The sequence below is a fragment of the Staphylococcus americanisciuri genome, assembly GCF_024814435.1.
GTDB classification, from domain to species: Bacteria; Bacillota; Bacilli; order Staphylococcales; family Staphylococcaceae; genus Staphylococcus; species Staphylococcus americanisciuri.
The window spans coordinates 74,496-93,384 of the sequence record NZ_JANUXY010000007.1 but is presented as its reverse complement, the minus strand read 5'-3'; the positions used below and the strand labels follow the sequence as shown (position 1 = coordinate 93,384).

At 35.4% G+C, this 18,889-nt stretch carries 22 protein-coding genes and 1 riboswitch; of the genes, 19 read left to right on the top strand and 3 right to left on the bottom strand.

Features of this window, described 5'->3' with window-relative positions; translation table 11 throughout:
- The first annotated feature begins 652 nt into the window (after positions 1–652).
- A complete protein-coding gene (locus NXS11_RS08110; protein WP_259200423.1) occupies positions 653–1,417 on the top strand; it encodes a helix-turn-helix transcriptional regulator in 765 nt (254 codons plus the stop codon).
- A gap of 64 nt (positions 1,418–1,481) precedes the next feature.
- Here NXS11_RS08110 and NXS11_RS08105 read toward each other — a convergent pair whose 3' ends face one another.
- Positions 1,482–1,901 (bottom strand): Ohr family peroxiredoxin, encoded by a 420-nt coding sequence (locus tag NXS11_RS08105; RefSeq protein ID WP_259200422.1) that lies wholly within the window; start codon positions 1,899–1,901, stop codon positions 1,482–1,484.
- Positions 1,902–2,040: 139 nt separating this feature from the next.
- Between NXS11_RS08105 and NXS11_RS08100 the strand changes: the two genes are divergently transcribed.
- From NXS11_RS08100 to NXS11_RS08090, 3 genes are read left to right on the top strand one after another with little or no spacing between them, the layout of a single operon-like run.
- A complete protein-coding gene (locus NXS11_RS08100) occupies positions 2,041–3,045 on the top strand; it encodes a D-2-hydroxyacid dehydrogenase (RefSeq protein ID WP_259200421.1) in 1,005 nt (334 codons plus the stop codon).
- A gap of 18 nt (positions 3,046–3,063) precedes the next feature.
- Positions 3,064–3,786: a type I 3-dehydroquinate dehydratase gene (gene aroD, locus NXS11_RS08095; RefSeq protein ID WP_259200420.1), complete on the top strand. Its 723-nt coding sequence runs from the start codon at positions 3,064–3,066 to the stop codon at positions 3,784–3,786.
- A gap of 54 nt (positions 3,787–3,840) precedes the next feature.
- Complete coding sequence (locus tag NXS11_RS08090) at positions 3,841–4,389, top strand: nitroreductase family protein (protein ID WP_259200419.1); 549 nt, start codon at positions 3,841–3,843, stop codon at positions 4,387–4,389.
- A gap of 55 nt (positions 4,390–4,444) precedes the next feature.
- Here the strand turns inward: NXS11_RS08090 and NXS11_RS08085 are convergent, their stop codons facing one another.
- Complete coding sequence (locus tag NXS11_RS08085; protein WP_259200418.1) at positions 4,445–4,768, bottom strand: thioredoxin family protein; 324 nt, start codon at positions 4,766–4,768, stop codon at positions 4,445–4,447.
- Between the two features lie 192 nt (positions 4,769–4,960).
- Between NXS11_RS08085 and NXS11_RS08080 the strand changes: the two genes are divergently transcribed.
- From NXS11_RS08080 to NXS11_RS08035, 10 genes are all read left to right on the top strand, one after another.
- Positions 4,961–5,314, top strand: coding sequence for an arsenate reductase family protein (locus NXS11_RS08080; RefSeq protein ID WP_259200417.1), 354 nt, complete (start codon positions 4,961–4,963; stop codon positions 5,312–5,314).
- A gap of 69 nt (positions 5,315–5,383) precedes the next feature.
- Positions 5,384–5,764 carry a glycine cleavage system protein GcvH gene (gcvH, locus tag NXS11_RS08075; RefSeq protein ID WP_259200415.1) on the top strand — a complete coding sequence of 127 codons (381 nt, stop codon included), beginning with the start codon at positions 5,384–5,386 and terminating at the stop codon, positions 5,762–5,764.
- Between the two features lie 129 nt (positions 5,765–5,893).
- Positions 5,894–6,208: a thioredoxin family protein gene (locus NXS11_RS08070; protein WP_259200414.1), complete on the top strand. Its 315-nt coding sequence runs from the start codon at positions 5,894–5,896 to the stop codon at positions 6,206–6,208.
- A gap of 39 nt (positions 6,209–6,247) precedes the next feature.
- A riboswitch (SAM riboswitch) is annotated at positions 6,248–6,356 on the top strand.
- Between the two features lie 100 nt (positions 6,357–6,456).
- Positions 6,457–7,485 carry a methionine ABC transporter ATP-binding protein gene (locus NXS11_RS08065; RefSeq protein ID WP_259200413.1) on the top strand — a complete coding sequence of 343 codons (1,029 nt, stop codon included), beginning with the start codon at positions 6,457–6,459 and terminating at the stop codon, positions 7,483–7,485.
- Entirely contained in the window at positions 7,478–8,173 is a 696-nt protein-coding gene (locus NXS11_RS08060) for a methionine ABC transporter permease (RefSeq protein WP_259200412.1), read from the top strand. The genes NXS11_RS08065 and NXS11_RS08060 overlap by 8 nt, the downstream gene beginning before the upstream one ends.
- A 23-nt stretch (positions 8,174–8,196) precedes the next feature.
- A complete protein-coding gene (locus NXS11_RS08055) occupies positions 8,197–9,015 on the top strand; it encodes a MetQ/NlpA family ABC transporter substrate-binding protein (RefSeq protein WP_259200411.1) in 819 nt (272 codons plus the stop codon).
- A gap of 116 nt (positions 9,016–9,131) precedes the next feature.
- Complete coding sequence (locus NXS11_RS08050; protein ID WP_259200409.1) at positions 9,132–9,953, top strand: MetQ/NlpA family ABC transporter substrate-binding protein; 822 nt, start codon at positions 9,132–9,134, stop codon at positions 9,951–9,953.
- 273 nt (positions 9,954–10,226) lie between these two features.
- Positions 10,227–11,429 (top strand): AAA family ATPase, encoded by a 1,203-nt coding sequence (locus NXS11_RS08045; RefSeq protein ID WP_259200407.1) that lies wholly within the window; start codon positions 10,227–10,229, stop codon positions 11,427–11,429.
- Positions 11,429–11,962 carry a hypothetical protein gene (locus tag NXS11_RS08040; RefSeq protein WP_259200404.1) on the top strand — a complete coding sequence of 178 codons (534 nt, stop codon included), beginning with the start codon at positions 11,429–11,431 and terminating at the stop codon, positions 11,960–11,962. The genes NXS11_RS08045 and NXS11_RS08040 overlap by 1 nt, the downstream gene beginning before the upstream one ends.
- 143 nt (positions 11,963–12,105) lie before the next feature.
- A complete protein-coding gene (locus NXS11_RS08035; protein ID WP_259200403.1) occupies positions 12,106–12,309 on the top strand; it encodes a hypothetical protein in 204 nt (67 codons plus the stop codon).
- Positions 12,310–12,368: 59 nt separating this feature from the next.
- Here the strand turns inward: NXS11_RS08035 and popT are convergent, their stop codons facing one another.
- A complete protein-coding gene (gene popT, locus NXS11_RS08030) occupies positions 12,369–13,217 on the bottom strand; it encodes a polyprenyl-phosphate transporter PopT (protein ID WP_259200401.1) in 849 nt (282 codons plus the stop codon).
- 302 nt (positions 13,218–13,519) lie between these two features.
- On the opposite strand from popT, the gene sufC reads away from it, so the two are divergent.
- From sufC to sufB, 5 genes are all read left to right on the top strand, one after another.
- A complete protein-coding gene (gene sufC, locus NXS11_RS08025) occupies positions 13,520–14,287 on the top strand; it encodes a Fe-S cluster assembly ATPase SufC (RefSeq protein WP_259200399.1) in 768 nt (255 codons plus the stop codon).
- Positions 14,288–14,314: 27 nt separating this feature from the next.
- Positions 14,315–15,622 carry a Fe-S cluster assembly protein SufD gene (gene sufD / locus NXS11_RS08020; RefSeq protein WP_259200398.1) on the top strand — a complete coding sequence of 436 codons (1,308 nt, stop codon included), beginning with the start codon at positions 14,315–14,317 and terminating at the stop codon, positions 15,620–15,622.
- A gap of 28 nt (positions 15,623–15,650) precedes the next feature.
- Entirely contained in the window at positions 15,651–16,892 is a 1,242-nt protein-coding gene (locus NXS11_RS08015; RefSeq protein ID WP_373319395.1) for a cysteine desulfurase, read from the top strand.
- Positions 16,882–17,340, top strand: a complete 459-nt coding sequence (gene sufU / locus NXS11_RS08010) for a Fe-S cluster assembly sulfur transfer protein SufU (protein ID WP_103358340.1) — start codon at positions 16,882–16,884, stop codon at positions 17,338–17,340. Before NXS11_RS08015 ends, sufU begins: the two co-directional genes overlap by 11 nt.
- Before the next feature lie 66 nt (positions 17,341–17,406).
- A complete protein-coding gene (gene sufB / locus NXS11_RS08005; protein ID WP_259200395.1) occupies positions 17,407–18,804 on the top strand; it encodes a Fe-S cluster assembly protein SufB in 1,398 nt (465 codons plus the stop codon).
- Positions 18,805–18,889: the final 85 nt, after the last annotated feature.

The window sequence follows — 18,889 nt, the reverse complement described above, 5'->3', positions numbered from 1 at the left end:
CAATATAGAACAATTGTATATAAAAAGTAACATAGTAAAAAATAGAGATTATCATGTCAATAAAGTCGACGAAATTTAATGTAAAATCAAAAAATAATCACTCATTATAAAAATGTTTGTTTGTAAAAATTTTAAATAAGTTATTGTAAAAACTAAAAAGGTGCTGGAAATAAGAAATAAAGTTTGTTAGAATCTGATGTTTCGGTGCTTTTTAACTTTATATTAAGTGACGTAATAGCCCCTATTAGCTACAATCAAATAGTTGACTTAAAGTATTAGGGTTTATTGATTCTATCTTTGTATTATTTTGAGACTTAGTTAGTGACGACGTGAGGAGTGGTTTGTTCTTGTCGTATTTTCAAACATAACATCGATGAGTGGGTGTTTATTGAATGAACGAGGTTGAGGCATGATTAATTTATGCTCTACGAGACTAATAAGTAGCGGTGTCCCAAAAGTGTGATTTTAACAGAGTCATAATCATCGAAAAAGTGTGTATAGCATTATTTCATCATCTTTCAGTGCGGTATTTTAGCCAAGCTGATTAGCAGTGTATGAGATATTTGTGAATGCTAGTCGATGATTGTATACCCATTCTGTTTAAATCTTGAGTGCTTTTGTCCAATCTCATGAATGTGAAAAGGGGAGAGCTATGGATTATAAACAACGAATTTTGAGCGATAATTTGAACATACAGTCCAGTTTTGAACATATTGTTATATATTATATATTGTCTGGTGAAGTGGAAATCAACAAAAATCAAACAGTCAAAGTATTTAGAGAGGATCAATTCTTTTTGGTGAAACCCTTCTCACCACCGATTATTCTTAATAACAATGGAGAAGTGTTAGAGTTAACAATCAATAAACGTAGCTTTAATAGGTTTTCGTTGTTGAATTCTAATCAAGCGTATGCCAAAGAATTAGAAGTAGAGGATATTGATGCAGCAATCAAACAGGAAATTCTTAACATTATTCGTACTGGTAACGATACAGCTAAGTTTGCGACAGATTTACATATGATACGGTTGATTAATTTTATACATTTAGGTGGTTACAATAATAATTACTCTAATGTTACCAATCCACTCATTGTCAATGTGTTGCATTATATTAATGAGAATTACAAAAGCCAGTTGACGGTCAGTAAAATAGCCGAGCATTTTTTTGTGAATGCAAGTTATCTGTCAAGATTATTTTCTGAAACATTAAATATTCCGCTATTGAAGTATATACGTAAAATTAAAATGTATAATGTTGCATCAGACATTGTAACATTAGGATTTGACCAAGATATTTGGAAAGACTATGGTTTTAAATCATATGAATCGTACTTGAAAAATTTCAAAAAAACATTTGATATGACGCCATCAGAATTTTTAAAAAATCATTTATCTACCAATCATAAAAAGCAATAAAATAAAAACAGGGTATGCTAACTTTGTCGTTAGCATATCCTGTTTTTGTATATAACAGCAGTTATTACTCTACCACTTCAACACTTAGAGCAACGTCAACATTGCCATTAATGGCCTTTGAGTATGGACAGAAAGCATGTGCCTCTTCTAAAGATTTTTCAGCATCTTCTTGGCTCATATTTTTAACTTTAGCATGAATGTCTACTTCAAGTTTTGGGCTTTCTGATTCTGAATCATCTACTAAGCGAACTGTAATCGCTACGACAGGTTCAGCATTACGGAATTTGTTGCGCTTTAAAATTAAGTCGAATGCACCGTTGAAACATGATGCATAACCTGCAGCGAATAATTGTTCAGGATTTGTTGAATCTGTGTCTGTATTATCGGGAGGTGTGATTTGTAAGTCAAGCGCTTTATCATCAGTAGAAACAGTACCTTTGCGACCTCCAATATTAGTTGCAGTTGTTTCATAAATTGTTGCCATAATTATATCCTCCTTAAAAATTGTGACTTCATTATACTATTCATAAGGTGCATTGCAAATGATTTTGCCTTTTCAAAACATTAAATATGCGATATAGTTATTTTATTCTGAAAAGACTGATAACTAAGAGGTGGATAGTATGACAAAAATTAAAGTATTTGATGTAAGAGTTGATGAGCAAGCAGCATTGCAACAATGGATTGAACGGCATGCAGATGAAGTAGAAGTCGTGCTGACTGAAGATAGTTTGGAAGGAAAGCATTTAGAACAACTGGCAGATATTGATGGTGTGTCCATCTCACAAACGACACATTTTAATCCGGAATATTTTCAAGTATTAGCACAAAACGGCATTCATCATATTGCACAACGTTCAGCTGGTTTTGATATGTATGACTTGCCAGCAGCAAATGAAGCGGGTATTAAAATATCGAATGTGCCAAGTTATTCACCGCAATCTATTGCTGAATTTGCGGTTACGAGAACATTGGCATTGGTTCGTCACACACATCGTATTGATCGCAATGTTGCCTTGCAAGACTTTACATGGGATTTAGCGGTGCAAGGACGCACGATTGAATCATTAAAAATCGGTGTGCTTGGAACAGGGCGCATCGGCAGTCGTGTTGCGAAAATCTTCCACGGTTTTGGTGCCCAAGTCTATGCCTACGATATTGCACCGAATTCAGAGCTAGAAGGTATCTTAACATATGTGGACTCGTTGGAAGAATTAGTAAAAGATATTGATGTACTGACATTGCACATTCCAGGTTCACCGGAAAATAAATATCTAGTGAATGAGGCAGTGTTGAATCAAGCAAAAGCAGGGCTGCTTGTCGTGAACACAGCGAGAGGGATTGTGTTGGATACAGAGGCGTTGATCAGAAAGTTAGATGACAAGACTATTGCCGGTGCAGCAATCGATACGTACGAGAATGAAGGCCCTTATTTTAAAAATGATTGGACGAATAAACCGTTAGAAGATCCTGTGTTAAGTCATTTATTAGAACGTGATGATGTGATTATATCGCCACATGTCGCTTTCTATACAGATGAAGCAGTGCAAAATTTAGTTGATATACCATTAGATGAGGTATTATCATATATTAAGAATCAGACAGCTGAACATATTGTCAATCCATAAGAAGAAAAGGTGAATGATGTGAAGTCACAAATTGTAGCAAGTCTTATGCCGACTGCGCGAACATTAACCTCTGCAGAATTAGCAAAGGTAACTGAAAATATAGCGTATTTTCATATTTTGGAGCTGCGTATTGATGCCATTCCACAGTGTGATGTAGAAAGTGTGTCACAGATGGTTGCGACAATAAAGCAACTTGAAGGTGATTTTCAATTGTTGGTAACGTATCGTACTCAAAGTCAAGGGGGGACTGGGGGATTGGACGAATCAGATTATCAGCAACTGTTAGTGGATATCAGTAAGGTTCCGCAAGTAGATTTTGTCGATGTTGAATGGACACCAACTGTGAATCGGCTGGATCTTTGCAGTAAGATTATTGCTCAAGGTGGTATGATTGTAGCCTCATATCATAATTTTGACGAAACACCATCTTTAGACGTATTAAAGAAGACGTATTTCCATCTATCACAGATGCAAGCTAGTCACTTGAAAATTGCAGTGATGCCACAAAATCGTCAGGACGTTTTAGTGTTACTGCAAGCAGTGTCAGAAGCGAGTGATGCACTAACGGAGTGGGTTACAGGCATTTCGATGTCACATCTTGGGTTGATTACACGAACAGCACAAGCAACTTTTGGTGGGTGTTTAACATTCGGTGCATTAGATACAGCTGTAGCACCGGGGCAAGTTCCTGTAAAGCAGCTTTTTGAGACAGTTAAGCTGTTTGAGATAATTGATAATTAATGCGATTTTGCGTATAATTGATAATCATTATCAATCAATAAGGGGGAAATAGAGATGGAACTTCAAGACGCTATTAAGTATCGAAGAAGTATCAAAAAATTCAAGCATGATATGCATATAGATGACGTGGCCGTGCGTCAAGCTTTAATAGATGCTGCAGAAGCACCAAACCATGGTATGAGAGAACCATGGCGTGTTGTATACGTACCTAAACATAAGTTGGGTGTGATGAGTCAAGAGATTTCAAAATATGCTTTTCCAAGAGAGGCTGAGAAACAACAGAGTCATTATGATGCTGTAACGAAACTTGGTGGATTTATTGCATTGATTATGAAATGTGATGCACGCCAACGTGAAGAGAATGAAAACTATTTGGCAGTCGGTGCATTTGCTCAAAATTTATTATTACTTTTGTATGAACAAGGTATCGGTACTTGTTGGAAGACACCACAATATATTTTCAATCCGAAAGTACGTCAAGCATTTACTGTACTACCTGATGAACGCCTTGTAGGTTTTATTTATTTAACCGATTTACAAGATGAAGATAAAATGAAAAGATGCGAAAGACAAAACCGAGGACTTATTACAGATTATATTTAAAAAAATACCGCATATGGACAGGACATCAATTTCCTGCTTCATATGCGGTGTTTTGTTATTTACCCAAACTCTCTGCTAAGAAGTTCTCAACTTGTTCAGGTGATTTTGCATTTGCAGAGTGTAAGTGGTGAAGTTTTTCGCCGTTTTGGAAGATTAAAATGCTTGGAATTCCCATTACATCGTGGTTTACTGCTGCTTCTTCTACTTCGTCACGGTCTACAACATACCATGAATAGTCATTATATTTTTCAACAATTGGATCAATCCACATGTCCATTACTTTACAATCAGGGCACCAGCCTGCTTCGAATTTAATAATAACCGGTTCTGAACTTTGGATAACCTCATTGAATTGTGCAATATCTTTAACTGCTTGCATGAAAAATACCTCCTCTTATTCTTTCGTATGCTCATTATAGCGAACTTATAAGGAGAAGTCATGCGAATTGTAACTTGCAGTAGAGGATAAGAAAGCGTATTATACACAATATAAGTTAACAGAATTTATATAAAGAGCAATTTTTTCAAACCTTTGTTATATTTAAGTTAAGTCATTATAGGAGGCGTTCATATGATAAAGTTTTATCAATATAAAAATTGTACAACATGTAAAAAAGCAGCTAAGTTTTTAACAGAACATGGTGTTAGCTTTGAACCGATTGATATTGTACAACACACACCAACAAAAGAAGAATTTCAACAAATTGTGGAGACAACTGGGATTGAATTGAAAAAACTATTTAATACACATGGTGCTAAATATCGCGAGTTGAACTTGAAAGAAAAACTTGGTACTTTGTCAGAAGATGAGATGCTTGCATTATTAGCTTCAGATGGCATGTTAGTTAAGCGACCATTAGCTGTATTGGGCGATAAAGTGACAGTTGGCTTTAAAGAAGAAACTTATCGTGATACATGGTTATAAGAAAATAGTTGATAGAAATACATCAATGTGTCATGATAAATATATCACTAACAATTGGAGGGGATTTCAGTGGCAGTGCCAAGCAATTTAAAGTATTCAAAAGAGCATGAATGGGTAAAAGTTGAAGGAAATACAGCAATTATTGGTATTACTGATTTTGCACAAAATGAATTAGGCGATATCGTATTTGTTGAACTTCCTGAAGTTGACGATGAAGTATCTGAAGGTGATACATTTGGTAGCGTTGAATCAGTTAAAACGGTATCAGAATTGTATTCTCCTGTTTCTGGTAAGATTGTTGAAGTGAACGAAAATTTAGAAGATGAACCTGAAGCTGTTAACGAGTCGCCATATGAAAATGCATGGATGGTTAAAGTTGAGTTAACAGATGAAAGCGAGTTAGATGCATTGATGGATGCAGCTAGCTATGAAGCGATGATTGGTGAATAATACACAATATGACTTGACTCGGTTTAGACGATGACGTTCTAAGCCGAGTTTTTTAGATAGGTATATTGCGGATAACAATGAAAAAGTGCTATGCTCAAAGGACTATCAATAGAAAAGGAATAGTAGATAATGCATCGTGACGAATCTCAAGAAAAACTTACACAATATTTTGATCGAGATATCCATCTTATATTTGGCTATACAACTATGTGCGGTACATGTAAAGTTTCAGAACGAATGTTGGATGTCGCAAACAATATTGTAAAGCTCCCATTGACCAAAGTCGATTTGAATTATTATCCGATATTTAATCAAGAACATGAGATACAATCAGTTCCCGTATTATTGATTATGAAACGTAATCGAGAACATGACAGATTGTACGCATTTCAATCAGTTCCGTTTTTGTTAGAAAAAATAAAAAAAGCCATTGACGAAATTTGATTAAGGTGGTAAGATTTAAACAATTCAATATTCAGAAAACTCTTATCAAGAGTGGTGGAGGGATGTGCCCTTTGAAGCCCGGCAACCGTCTAGGAATAGAAATGGTGCCAAGTCACATAAAGTTGTTTTAAACTTTTGAAGATGAGAGAATGGTACTTTCAAAATTGCCTTCTCTTTCATTACAAAAAGAGAAGGCAATTTTTGTTTTTGAATTATGAGGGAAATGCTTTGAACAAAGGAGGAGCAACATGATCGAGTTGAAAAATATTGTTAAAAAATATGAGAGCAAATCCAAAACTGTGACTGCTGTTGATCACGTGAATCTCAATATTGATAAAGGTACTATTTACGGGATTATCGGATTTTCTGGAGCGGGTAAAAGTACATTGGTTAGACTCTTTAATTATTTAGAGACACCAACTGCGGGAGATGTCATTATCGGTGGTGATAATATTGGCACATTGAGCAAACAAGCATTGCGACAAAAACGCCAGAAAGTAAGCATGATTTTCCAACACTTCAACTTGCTATGGTCAAGAACAGTAATTGAAAACATCAAATTCCCACTAGAAATTGCTGGTGTGCCAAAAGCTGAAGCATTAAAAAAGGCTAAAGCATTGGTTGCACGTGTTGGTTTAGCAGGAAGAGAGCATGCTTATCCGTCTGAACTATCAGGTGGTCAAAAACAGCGTGTTGGTATAGCACGAGCACTTGCCAATGATCCTGAAGTACTACTTTGCGATGAAGCAACAAGCGCATTAGATCCACAAACAACAGATGAGATTCTAGATTTATTATTACAATTGAAAAAAGAACAAAACTTGACGATTATTATCATCACACATGAAATGCACGTTATTCGTCGTGTGTGTGATGAGGTGGCTGTCATGGAAAATGGTCGAGTGATCGAACAAGGCAGTGTCTCAGAAGTATTTGAAAATCCTCAGCATAAGGTAACAAAGCGCTTTGTGCAAGAAGATTTACAACCAAAGCAAGACTTTGAAGCGATTGTAAATACTTTAGATTTAGGACAAGATGATAAAGTTATCAAGCTTACATTCTCTGGCGATAACACGACACAACCTGTCGTGTCAGATATTGCTCAGAAACATCATGTGACCGTCAATATTTTAGAAGGGAATATTAAGCAAGCCAAAACAGGGGCTGCTGGTTTCTTATTGGTTCATATTCCGTCGATTTCACAACAGAATTTTGAGCATATCCAGCAAGACTTAGCTACACAAAACATTCAAGTAGAGGTGATCAGACATGGGTAAAAGTTTTAGCGAAATACTTCAAGAGATGATCACAATGCCGTATGTGCGTTGGCCAGATGTTTGGGTAGCAACATATGAAACGCTATATATGACAGTCATTGCAACAATCTTTTCGTTTATTCTCGGTTTAATTTTAGGTGTGATATTATTTCTAACATCTAAGAGTAGGTCCAAAGCTGGGCGAGTATTTTATAGTATCGTATCATTCTTTGTTAACTTATTCCGAGCGATTCCATTTATCATCTTAATTCTGTTGTTAATTCCATTTACAAGCTTAGTCTTTAGAACGATTAGTGGACCAACAGGCGCGCTACCAGCATTGATTATTGGTGCTTCACCATTCTATGGACGTCTTGTAGAGATTGCGCTTAAAGAAATTGATAAAGGTGTAATTGAGGCGGCACGTTCAATGGGATCAAATACATGGACAATTATCTGGAAAGTATTGATTCCGGAATCCTTGCCAGCATTAATCTCTGGTATAACAGTTACAGCAATTGCACTTGTAGGCTCAACTGCAATTGCCGGTGTTATCGGTGCAGGTGGGCTAGGTAACTTAGCGTACTTGACTGGTTTTACACGCAATCAAAATGATGTCATCTTAGTTTCAACTATTTTAATCTTAGTCATCGTTTTTGTGATTCAATTCTTAGGGGATTGGTTTACAAATAAAATAGATAAACGATAATTCAAAAAAAGGAGCTTAAAAATATGAAAAGAATTTTATCCATTGCACTTATTTTCGTTTTAGCTGTCGCACTTGCGGCATGTGGCAACAAAGATGAAGCGAAAGACAACAAAAAAATTGTTGTTGGCGCTTCACCAGCACCTCACGCTGAAATTTTAGAACAAGCCAAACCACTTTTGAAAGAAAAAGGTTATGACTTAGAAATCAAGACAATCAATGACTATACGACACCTAACAAATTAACAGATGCTGGAGAATTAGATGCTAACTTCTTCCAACATACGCCATACTTAGAGATTGAGAAGAAAGAAAAAGGTTATAAAATTGAATCTGCAGGTAACGTACACTTGGAGCCAATGGCTGTTTATTCAAAAAAATATAAAAGCTTGAAAGACTTACCAGATGGTGCTGAAATCTTTGTTTCAAACAATCCAGCTGAGCAAGGTCGTTTCTTAAAATTCTTTGTGGATGAAGGTTTAATCAAAATCAAAGATGGTGTTAAAATCCAAGACGCAACATTTGATGACATCGTAGAAAACAAAAAAAATATCAAGTTCAACAACAAGCAATCAGCAGAATTCTTAACAAAAACTTATCAAAACAATGAAGGTGATGCAGTCATCATCAACTCTAACTTTGCGATTGAGCAAAAGTTAAGCCCACAAAAAGATTCTATTGCTGTTGAAAATGGTAAAGACAACCCATACGCTAACTTGATTGCAGTTCAAGAAGGTCACAAAGATGATGAGAAAATCAAAGCATTGATGGAAGTTTTACAATCAAAAGATATTAAAGATTTTATCAACAAAAAATATGAAGGTGCTGTAGTACCAGCAAAATAAAGTTACCTTGAGAACTAAATAAGCAAGATGGGAGCACGTTGTTATGAATCACAGCGTGACCCCGTCTTTTTTTATAACTAAATTCAATGTAGATGGGTACAAGAAAGGGGTATTTCATGAAAAATTTAAGATTTGTAATCGTTTTGTTAGCAGCAGTTGCTATTGCATTAACTGCATGTGGTAATAAAAAAGAAGCAGCTAAAGAAGATAAAAAAATTGTGATAGCGGCGACACCAACACCACATGGTGAAGTGGCACGAAAAGCCGGAGAAATTCTAAAAAAAGATGGCTATGACGTTGAAGTGAGAGAAGTAAATGACTATAAAATTCCAAACAAGTTATTAGACAAAGGGGATGTTGATGCTAACATGTTCCAGCATGTCCCTTATTTAAAAGCTGAGCAAAAATCTCACGGCTATCAAATTGAAGAAGTAGGTAAAGTATTAACAACACCAATGGCCGTATACAGTAAGAAACATAAAAGCTTGAAAGACTTACCAGACGGTGCAAAAATCTATATTTCTAATAATCCGGCAGAAGAAGGTCGTTTCTTATCATTTTTCGTCAAAGAAGGTCTGATAAAAATAAAACCAGGTATCAAAATAGAAGATGCTAAGCTAGATGATATTATTGAAAACAAAAAACATTTAGAGTTTGATAACCAACAAGGCGCAGAGTTCTTACCGAAAACATATAATAATAATGAAGGTGATGCTGTCATCATGAACTCTAACTACGCCATTGATAATGGATTGAGACCGTTAAAAGATTCAATTGCAGTAGAAGATGAATCTTCACCATTCGCTAACGTATTAGTTGTACAAAAAGGACATAAGAATGACAAGAAGTTCCAAGACTTAATCAAAGCCTTACAATCAGATGAAGTACGTGATTTCATTAATAAAGAGTATGATGGTGCGGTAATTCCAGCGAAATAATACAATATTCACAAAACCCTGTAAACGAGCGTTTATGGGGTTTTATAAATAAGGTTAGTTTAGAGAAGTTGATTAATATTAATAAGGGAGTATTTGGAGAAGAAGTGTTTTATATTTATTAGCATAATACTGATTGAATAAGCATGATTGTAACTAAAAACGAAAAATATGTTATTAAAAAGCGATATCAACTTATATTCGCCGCAAGTGTAGTAAAATTACAGAAAATACGTTAATATAAATTAAAGCTAATTATGAGAAGAGGATGTTATTATGAAAGCTTTAAGAATAATAGTAAATGGATTGAGTAACTTTGAAAATGAAGAATTAAAGGTTGATTTTATAGCAAGTAAAAAAGTTAGTGCCTATGAGACTAATGCAACTGTTACGCACTTATTTAATAGTATCTATAAACAAAATTCAATATCATTTGTTGGTATTAATGCTTCTGGTAAAACAACAACTTTAGCAATAATAGAAAGTTTATTATCGATTTATATAGATAATGATAGCATCTTATTTCATACTAACTTATCAAAGAATTTTAGTGATCAATTAAACGTAAAAATGTACTTGTACGATGAGAAGGAAAACGATATCTATCTAATTCAATCCACTATAATGAAAGAGAATAAAGAAGATGCCAACTCTAAATTATATTTCTATGATGAGGATTTGTACTTGAGAAAAGTCAGTAGAAGAGTAAATAAGAAAAATATTTTTAATGATGAGTTATATGACCACATACAAAATAGAAGCGTTTTAAATAACTCATATTTGAAAGATGAAGACTCAATTTTCTCAGCAGTCTTAAATGAAAAAGAAAACAGAAGTGGGAAAGTATTTGAATTGATTAATCTAACAGATACGAATGTTTTTGCATATTACTTGAACAATTTGACTAATGAATCATTTATAAGGTATTTAGATCCTAGTGTGGAGATATTTAGAATTAAAGATGAGGAAAAGTATCATTTTAAAAAACATACTTTACCAAAATTTGAAATTAAATTTAAAAATTCCGATGTGATACACACTTCAGGTATTGCTGATTTAGGAGATATTTTATCATCCGGGACAATCAAAGGACTAAATATATTTGCCAATATAGTAACGGTTCTATCAAGAGGTGGGTATCTGATAATTGACGAAATTGAAAATCATTTAAATAAGCGAATCGTTGCAAGTATTTTAGAGTTTTTCTTGTCTGATATTAATAACAATGAAGCGACTTTACTATTTAGTACACATTATGTTGAGATATTAGATGGAATTGATAGAAGTGATAGTATATATGTTTTAAATAAAGAAGAAGCGATTAAAGTGAAAAAGTTGTCTGATCGACTGGGTGAATATGATAGATCTGATAAGAAAAAAAGTGAAATATTTTTAAGTGGAGTAGTGGATACTGTTCCTGATTACAAGAGCTATCAAAATATTAAAAAAGATATTAGTCATTATTTAAGGGGGAACTAATGCGCAGTATAATTAATAACAATAATTACATTGCTCTGATATGCGAGGGAGAATGCGAAAAGTATATAATCGACAAGTTACTTGATGAAAATAGGTTGTTTTTTAATAGAAGTCGTCTAATTGATGAGAAGGCTTTAGGTGGCGAATTTAGAAATGCTACAAAGTTCACACAAAAATATCTCACATTGAAGTATGAGAATAAAATAACGATTATCTTAGTAGTGGACAAACAGCATGAATTAAAATTAAAAAAGATGTTTTCACACAATGTGGATCAGCAACTTTGTGTTGTAACTCGTCCTGAAATTGAAATGTTGATGATTATGGCTATGAATAAATATAAAGAATATCAAAAAGTGAAAAGCGATCAGAAACCATCATTATTTATGAATCAACTCACCGGTAAAAAAGTGAAGAATATTAAATTTGTTGAAGATTTTTATATCCAATATGATTTAATTGATGCGATAAAAAAATATCACAGAATCAGACCTGACAAATCGCAATATACAATATATAACTTATTAAAGTAAGGATGTTATTTTGATAGGAATGAAATTAAAATAATATAAATCATCAATAAAAGTAGATGACATAATTGTGATGGTTTGTTTAAATGGTGTTGTAAGAAATTATGTGATGTACAAATGAGTATATTGATGGAGAGGGGATTAAGATGGTAACAATCCTTACAATCGTGTTAATCGTATCGCTAGTTGAGTCAATGTATTTGTTAACCAATGTTTGGAACTTGAAAAGACGACAAGCACCAGATAGCGAATATGAAGCATTAGTCAATAAGTACGCACCCATTGGTATTGTTACGGTAGCCTTATCAGTAGTTATTCTTGTTATAGCCTATATTATTCAGATGATATAAAAAGAAAAGCAGTATCATGAGTCGTGTGAACAACTTGTGATACTGCTTTTAAAATGTGATTAAGCGGTTGTGTATTTTCCTAAGACATGGCTAATTACAAAACCTAAGATAAGGGTAACGATTGAGATAATCCATGTTAAAACACTTGATGGTAGACCTGGGAAGACAGAGAAGAGAGATCCAATAACCAAACCTAAAATAGCGGCATATGTCATATACGTATAATGTTGTAACAAGTATGTGATAAGTTTGCTTGCTACTAAAAATCCAAATACAATGCCTAAACCGACAATTATAAGAACGGGCAGACCTTGGAAGTTGAAACGTACAAATTCTGAAATTGAATAGGTCACAGTACTGTATACGCCAAATAATAATAATACAAAAGAACCAGAGATACCTGGTAATAGCATTGCACTTGAAGCACAAATACCAGCAATGAAATATTTGATTAACATGGGTGCAGATAAATCAATATGTGATGGTGCACCGTGTGCTGCGTCGCCTTTAAAGAAAGCCATTACCGCAAGCAACGCAATCGATACAACTAAAATAATCCAATGCTTAGCTGTATAAGTCTGTTTGATTTTTGAAATGCGTACTAAAAATGGAATAATTCCTAAAATTAAGCCAAAGAAGAAAAACATCGTTGGCATAGGGTGTTCTGCTAGTAAGTAGTTAATCACGCTACTTAAGCTACCGATCGCAAGCCCCATACCAATCACAATGGGTAGTAAGAATGCGATGCTTTTTTTGAAGTTTTTTGAGAATACGCCACTTACTGAGGCAATAAAGTCATCATAGATTCCTAATAGTAAAGCGATTGTACCACCACTGACGCCGGGAATAAGATCGCTAATACCCATGGCAAACCCACGTGGAATATTCGAAAGTTTAAATTTAGACATAAAAAGTATTTCCTTTCATCATAGGTCTTTTCATCATACCATAATATTGCCACAACTGTTGATCAATAATCATAGGACTTAAGACTGATTGAGAACAGCATACAACTTTTTATCAATAACAGTTCTAAAATTGGATTTATTCGTGAATCATTTAACACACGGATTTGCAATCTTAATAGGTTTATAAAACACGTTATTTCAGTTATAATAAGGCGTGTACAATTAAAGAATGATTTTGACGTTAGATTAAAATTATTATAAACTGGTATAAGGAATCAAACATATATTTGGAGGGAATATCAATGCCATCAGTATTAGAAATTAAAGATTTACATGTTTCTATTGACGATAAAGAAATATTAAAAGGTGTTAACTTAACAATTAACACTGGTGAAATACATGCAATCATGGGTCCAAACGGTACAGGTAAGTCAACATTATCTTCTGCAATCATGGGACATCCATCATTTGAAATTACTAAAGGAGAAGTATTATTAGATGGTGTGAACGTTCTTGAATTAGAAGTTGACGAACGTGCTAAGGCAGGTCTTTTCCTTGCAATGCAATATCCATCAGAAATCACTGGTGTAACAAACGCAGACTTCTTACGTTCAGCAATCAATGCGCAACGTGAAGAAGGTCAAGAAATCAACTTAATGCAATTTATTAAGAAGTTAGATAAACAGATGGACTTCTTAGAAATGGATAAAGATATGGCACAACGTTACTTGAACGAAGGTTTCTCAGGTGGGGAAAAGAAACGTAACGAAATTTTACAATTAATGATGTTACAACCTAAATTCGCTATCCTTGATGAAATTGACTCAGGTCTTGATATCGATGCATTAAAAGTTGTATCAAAAGGTATCAATGAAATGCGTGGCGAAGAATTCGGTGCATTAATCATTACGCACTATCAACGTTTATTGAACTACATCACACCTGACCACGTACACGTAATGTACAACGGTATTGTTGTAAAATCAGGTGGAGCTGAACTAGCGAAACGTCTTGAAGAAGAAGGTTATGAGTGGGTTAAAGAAGAATACGAAGCGTTAGAAGCGAAGTAATAATCATCAATATAGGAGGAAATAATTATGACGACTGAAACATTAAATATTTCTGAAGCGCAACTTGTTGATTATTCACAGGCTCAAAACGAACCTTCTTGGATGACAACGCTAAGAAAAGAAGCGTTAGTACAAGCTGAGTCTTTAGAAATGCCAAAACCAGATAAAACAAAAATCGACAAATGGGATTTCGATTCTTTCAAACAACACCATACAACAGGTGCTACATTTGATAATCTCAATGACTTACCATCAGAAATTGATCGTATTATTGATGTTGAAAATATAGAAAATCTCATTATTCAACACAACAACGCTTTAGCTTTTACAAAAGTGAATGAACAAGCACAGCAAGACGGTGTGATTATTGAACATATTAGTGAAGCGCTGATAAATCACAGCGACCTTGTTGAAAAATACTATATGAAAGATGCAGTAACTGTTGATGAGCATCGTTTAACAGCATTGCATGCAGCATTGATGAATGGTGGGGTATTTGTATATGTACCTAAAAATGTTGTAGTTGCTGACCCAATTCAATATGTAGTTTTACATGACGATGAAAATGCAAGTTTTTTCAATCATGTGTTAATCGTGACAGAAGAAAGTGCAGAACTCACATATGTTGAAAACTACTTATCTACAGCGAGTGGTGAAGGTAACCAAATCAACATTATTTCGGAAGTGATTGCCGCACCGAATGCGAAGGTATCATATGGCTCTGTGGACTTCTTAGACAAAGGATTTACTGGTTATATCATCCGTCGTGGTGTCACAGCTGCTGATGCGTCTATTAACTGGTCGCTTGGTTTAATGAATGAAGGCGACCAAATTATTGATAACACTACAAACCTAATCGGTGATCGTTCAACATCAGACTTGAAATCAGTCGTTGTGGGTCGTGGTGATCAAACAATTAACTTAACATCTAAAATTGTACAATATGGTAAAGAAACAGATGGTTACATCTTAAAACATGGTGTTATGAAAGAAAATGCATCATCTATTTTTAACGGTATTGGTCACATTAAACACGGTGGTAAAGGTTCAGCAGCGAATCAATCATCTCGTGTCTTAATGTTGTCAGAAAATGCACGCGGTGATGCGAACCCAATTTTATTAATCGATGAAGATGATGTAGAAGCAGGTCACGCAGCATCTGTCGGTCGTGTAGACCCAGAACAACTTTACTACTTGATGAGTCGTGGTATTTCACAAGAAGAAGCAGAGCGCTTAGTTATCCACGGTTTCTTAGATCCGGTTGTTCGTGAATTACCGATTGAAGATGTACAACGACAATTACGTGAAGTTATCGAGCTTAAAGTAGGTAAATAACATAACTTTAGAAAGGTCTGTGATAGACGTGGCTGACACACAATTAGATGTAAAAGCAATCATACAAGACTTTCCAATATTGGGACAACAAGTGAATGGTAAACGTCTTGCTTATTTGGACTCGACTGCCACAAGCCAAAAGCCAAAGCAAGTGATTGCAGCGTTAGACGATTATTACGAGCGCTACAATTCGAATGTTCACCGCGGTGTGCATACACTTGGATCGTTGGCAACGGATGGATATGAAGGCGCGCGTGAAACGGTGCGACGCTTCATTCATGCACGTTACTTTGAAGAAATTGTGTTCACACGTGGTACAACGGCATCTATTAATCTTGTAGCACACAGCTATGGCGATGCGTACATTGAAGCGGGCGATGAAATTGTTGTAACAGAAATGGAACACCATGCGAATATTGTGCCATGGCAACAGCTGGCTAAGCGTAAAGGTGCAACATTGAAGTTTATTCCGATGACAGAAGATGGCGAATTGACACTTGATGCTGTTAAGGAAACAGTGACAGATAAGACGAAGATTGTGGCTGTAGCACATGTTTCTAACGTTCTAGGGACAATTAACGATGTGAAAGCTATTGCTGAGGTCGCACATGCACATGGTGCGATTATCGCTGTTGATGGTGCTCAATCAGTACCACATATGAAAATAGATGTCCAAGCGCTTGATGTAGACTTTTATAGCTTTAGCGGTCATAAAATGCTAGGACCAACAGGTATCGGTGTTTTATACGGTAAGCGTGAGCACTTACAACATATGGAGCCTATTGAATTTGGTGGCGATATGATTGATTTTGTAGGGCTTTATGAGAGTACATGGACAGACTTACCGACGAAATTCGAAGCAGGTACACCACTTATTGCACAAGCGATTGGTTTACAAGCAGCTATCGAATATCTTGAAGCGATTGGGTTTGATGCGATTCATGCACATGAACAAGCATTAACACAATATGCCTATGAACAAATGTCTCAAATTGAAGGTATTACGATATATGGTCCAGCTGTAGATAAACGTGCCGGTGTGATTACATTCAATATGGATGGCGTCCACCCACATGATGTTGCGACAGCACTTGATACAGAAGGTGTAGCAGTACGTGCTGGACATCATTGTGCACAACCGCTTATGAAATGGTTGAACGTCTCATCTACTGCACGAGCAAGCTTCTACATTTACAATACGAAAGAAGATGTTGATCAACTTGTCGAAGGATTGAAGAAAACGAAGGAGTTTTTCTCATATGAATTTTAATAACTTAGACCAATTGTATCGTTCTGTGATTATGGATCACTATAAAAACCCACGTAACAAAGGGGTTATTGAAGATGGAACGATGACTGTTGATATGAATAACCCAACATGTGGCGATCGTATCCACTTAACATTCGATATTGTAGATGGCATTGTACATGACGCAAAATTCGAAGGTGAAGGTTGTTCGATTTCTATGTCAAGTGCGTCTATGATGACAGAAGCGATTAAAGGACACAGCTTGAAAGAAGCAATGCAAATGAGCCAAGAGTTCACGAAAATGATGCTTGGTGAAGATTATACAATCACCGAAGATATGGGAGACATTGAAGCACTACAAGGCGTGTCACAATTCCCAGCACGTATCAAATGTGCAACACTTGCATGGAAAGCATTGGAAAAAGGAACTGTTGAAAAAGAAGGTAAAGGCACAACAGAAGACGAGTAGTGCTTGATGATATAACGCATGCATCACGCATGTTATGGTATTAAGAATATAGAGGAGTGATGATTGATGGCTAAGAAAGCACCTGATGTGGGCGATTATAAATATGGCTTCCATGATGAAGACGTATCGATTTTCAGATCAGAACGTGGCCTAACAGAAAATATTGTACGTGAAATCTCAAATATGAAAGATGAGCCGGAATGGATGTTAAACTTCCGACTCAAAGCATTAAAATTATTCTATAAAATGCCAATGCCACAATGGGGCGGCGACTTGTCAGAATTAGATTTTGACGATATCACATACTACGTTAAACCATCAGAACGTTCAGAGCGTTCTTGGGATGAAGTACCTGAAGAAATTAAACGTACTTTTGATAAATTAGGTATTCCGGAAGCAGAACAAAAATATTTGGCAGGGGTTTCTGCACAATATGAATCAGAAGTTGTATATCACAATATGGAAAAAGACCTTGAAGAAAAAGGTATTATTTTCAAAGATACAGATACAGCTTTAAAAGAAAACGAAGACTTATTTAAAGAGTACTTTGCATCTGTAATTCCAGCAGCCGACAATAAGTTTGCTGCATTGAACTCAGCAGTATGGTCAGGTGGTTCATTCATCTATGTACCAAAAAACGTGAAGTTAGATACACCATTACAAGCGTACTTCCGCATCAACTCTGAAAACATGGGTCAATTCGAACGTACATTAATCATTGCGGACGAAGGTTCATCAGTAAACTACGTTGAAGGTTGTACGGCACCAGTGTACACAACTAACTCATTGCACTCAGCAGTTGTTGAGATTATCGTACACAAAGACGCACACGTTCGTTATACAACAATTCAAAACTGGGCGAACAACGTGTACAATCTTGTAACAAAACGTACGCTTGTCCATGCGAACGGTAACATGGAATGGGTAGACGGTAACATGGGTTCTAAACTCACAATGAAATACCCAGCATGTGTCCTTGTAGGTGAAGGTGCAAAAGGTAGCACATTATCTATCGCATTCGCAGGTAAAGGACAAGTTCAAGATGCTGGTGCGAAAATGATTCACAAAGCACCGAACACATCTTCAACAATTGTATCAAAATCAATTTCTAAAGATGGCGGTAAAGTTGTTTATCGCGGTATCGTACATTTCGGACGTAAAGCGAAAGGTGCACGTTCTAACATCGAATGTGATACATTGATTTTAGATAATGAATCAACATCAGATACAATTCCTTACAACGAAATCTTTAATGACAACATTTCTTTAGAACACGAAGCAAAAGTATCTAAAGTATCTGAAGAACAACTCTTCTACTTGATGTCACGTGGTATCTCTGAAGAAGAAGCGACAGAAATGATCGTTATGGGCTTCATTGAGCCATTCACAAAAGAATTACCAATGGAATACGCAGTTGAAATGAACCGTTTGATCAAGTTCGAAATGGAAGGAAGTATCGGTTAAGATATATCAAAGGTATCAAGCCATTTAAGACGTTTACTTAGATGGATTGATACCTTTTTTAGATTGTTCAATATTTTTCTAGATA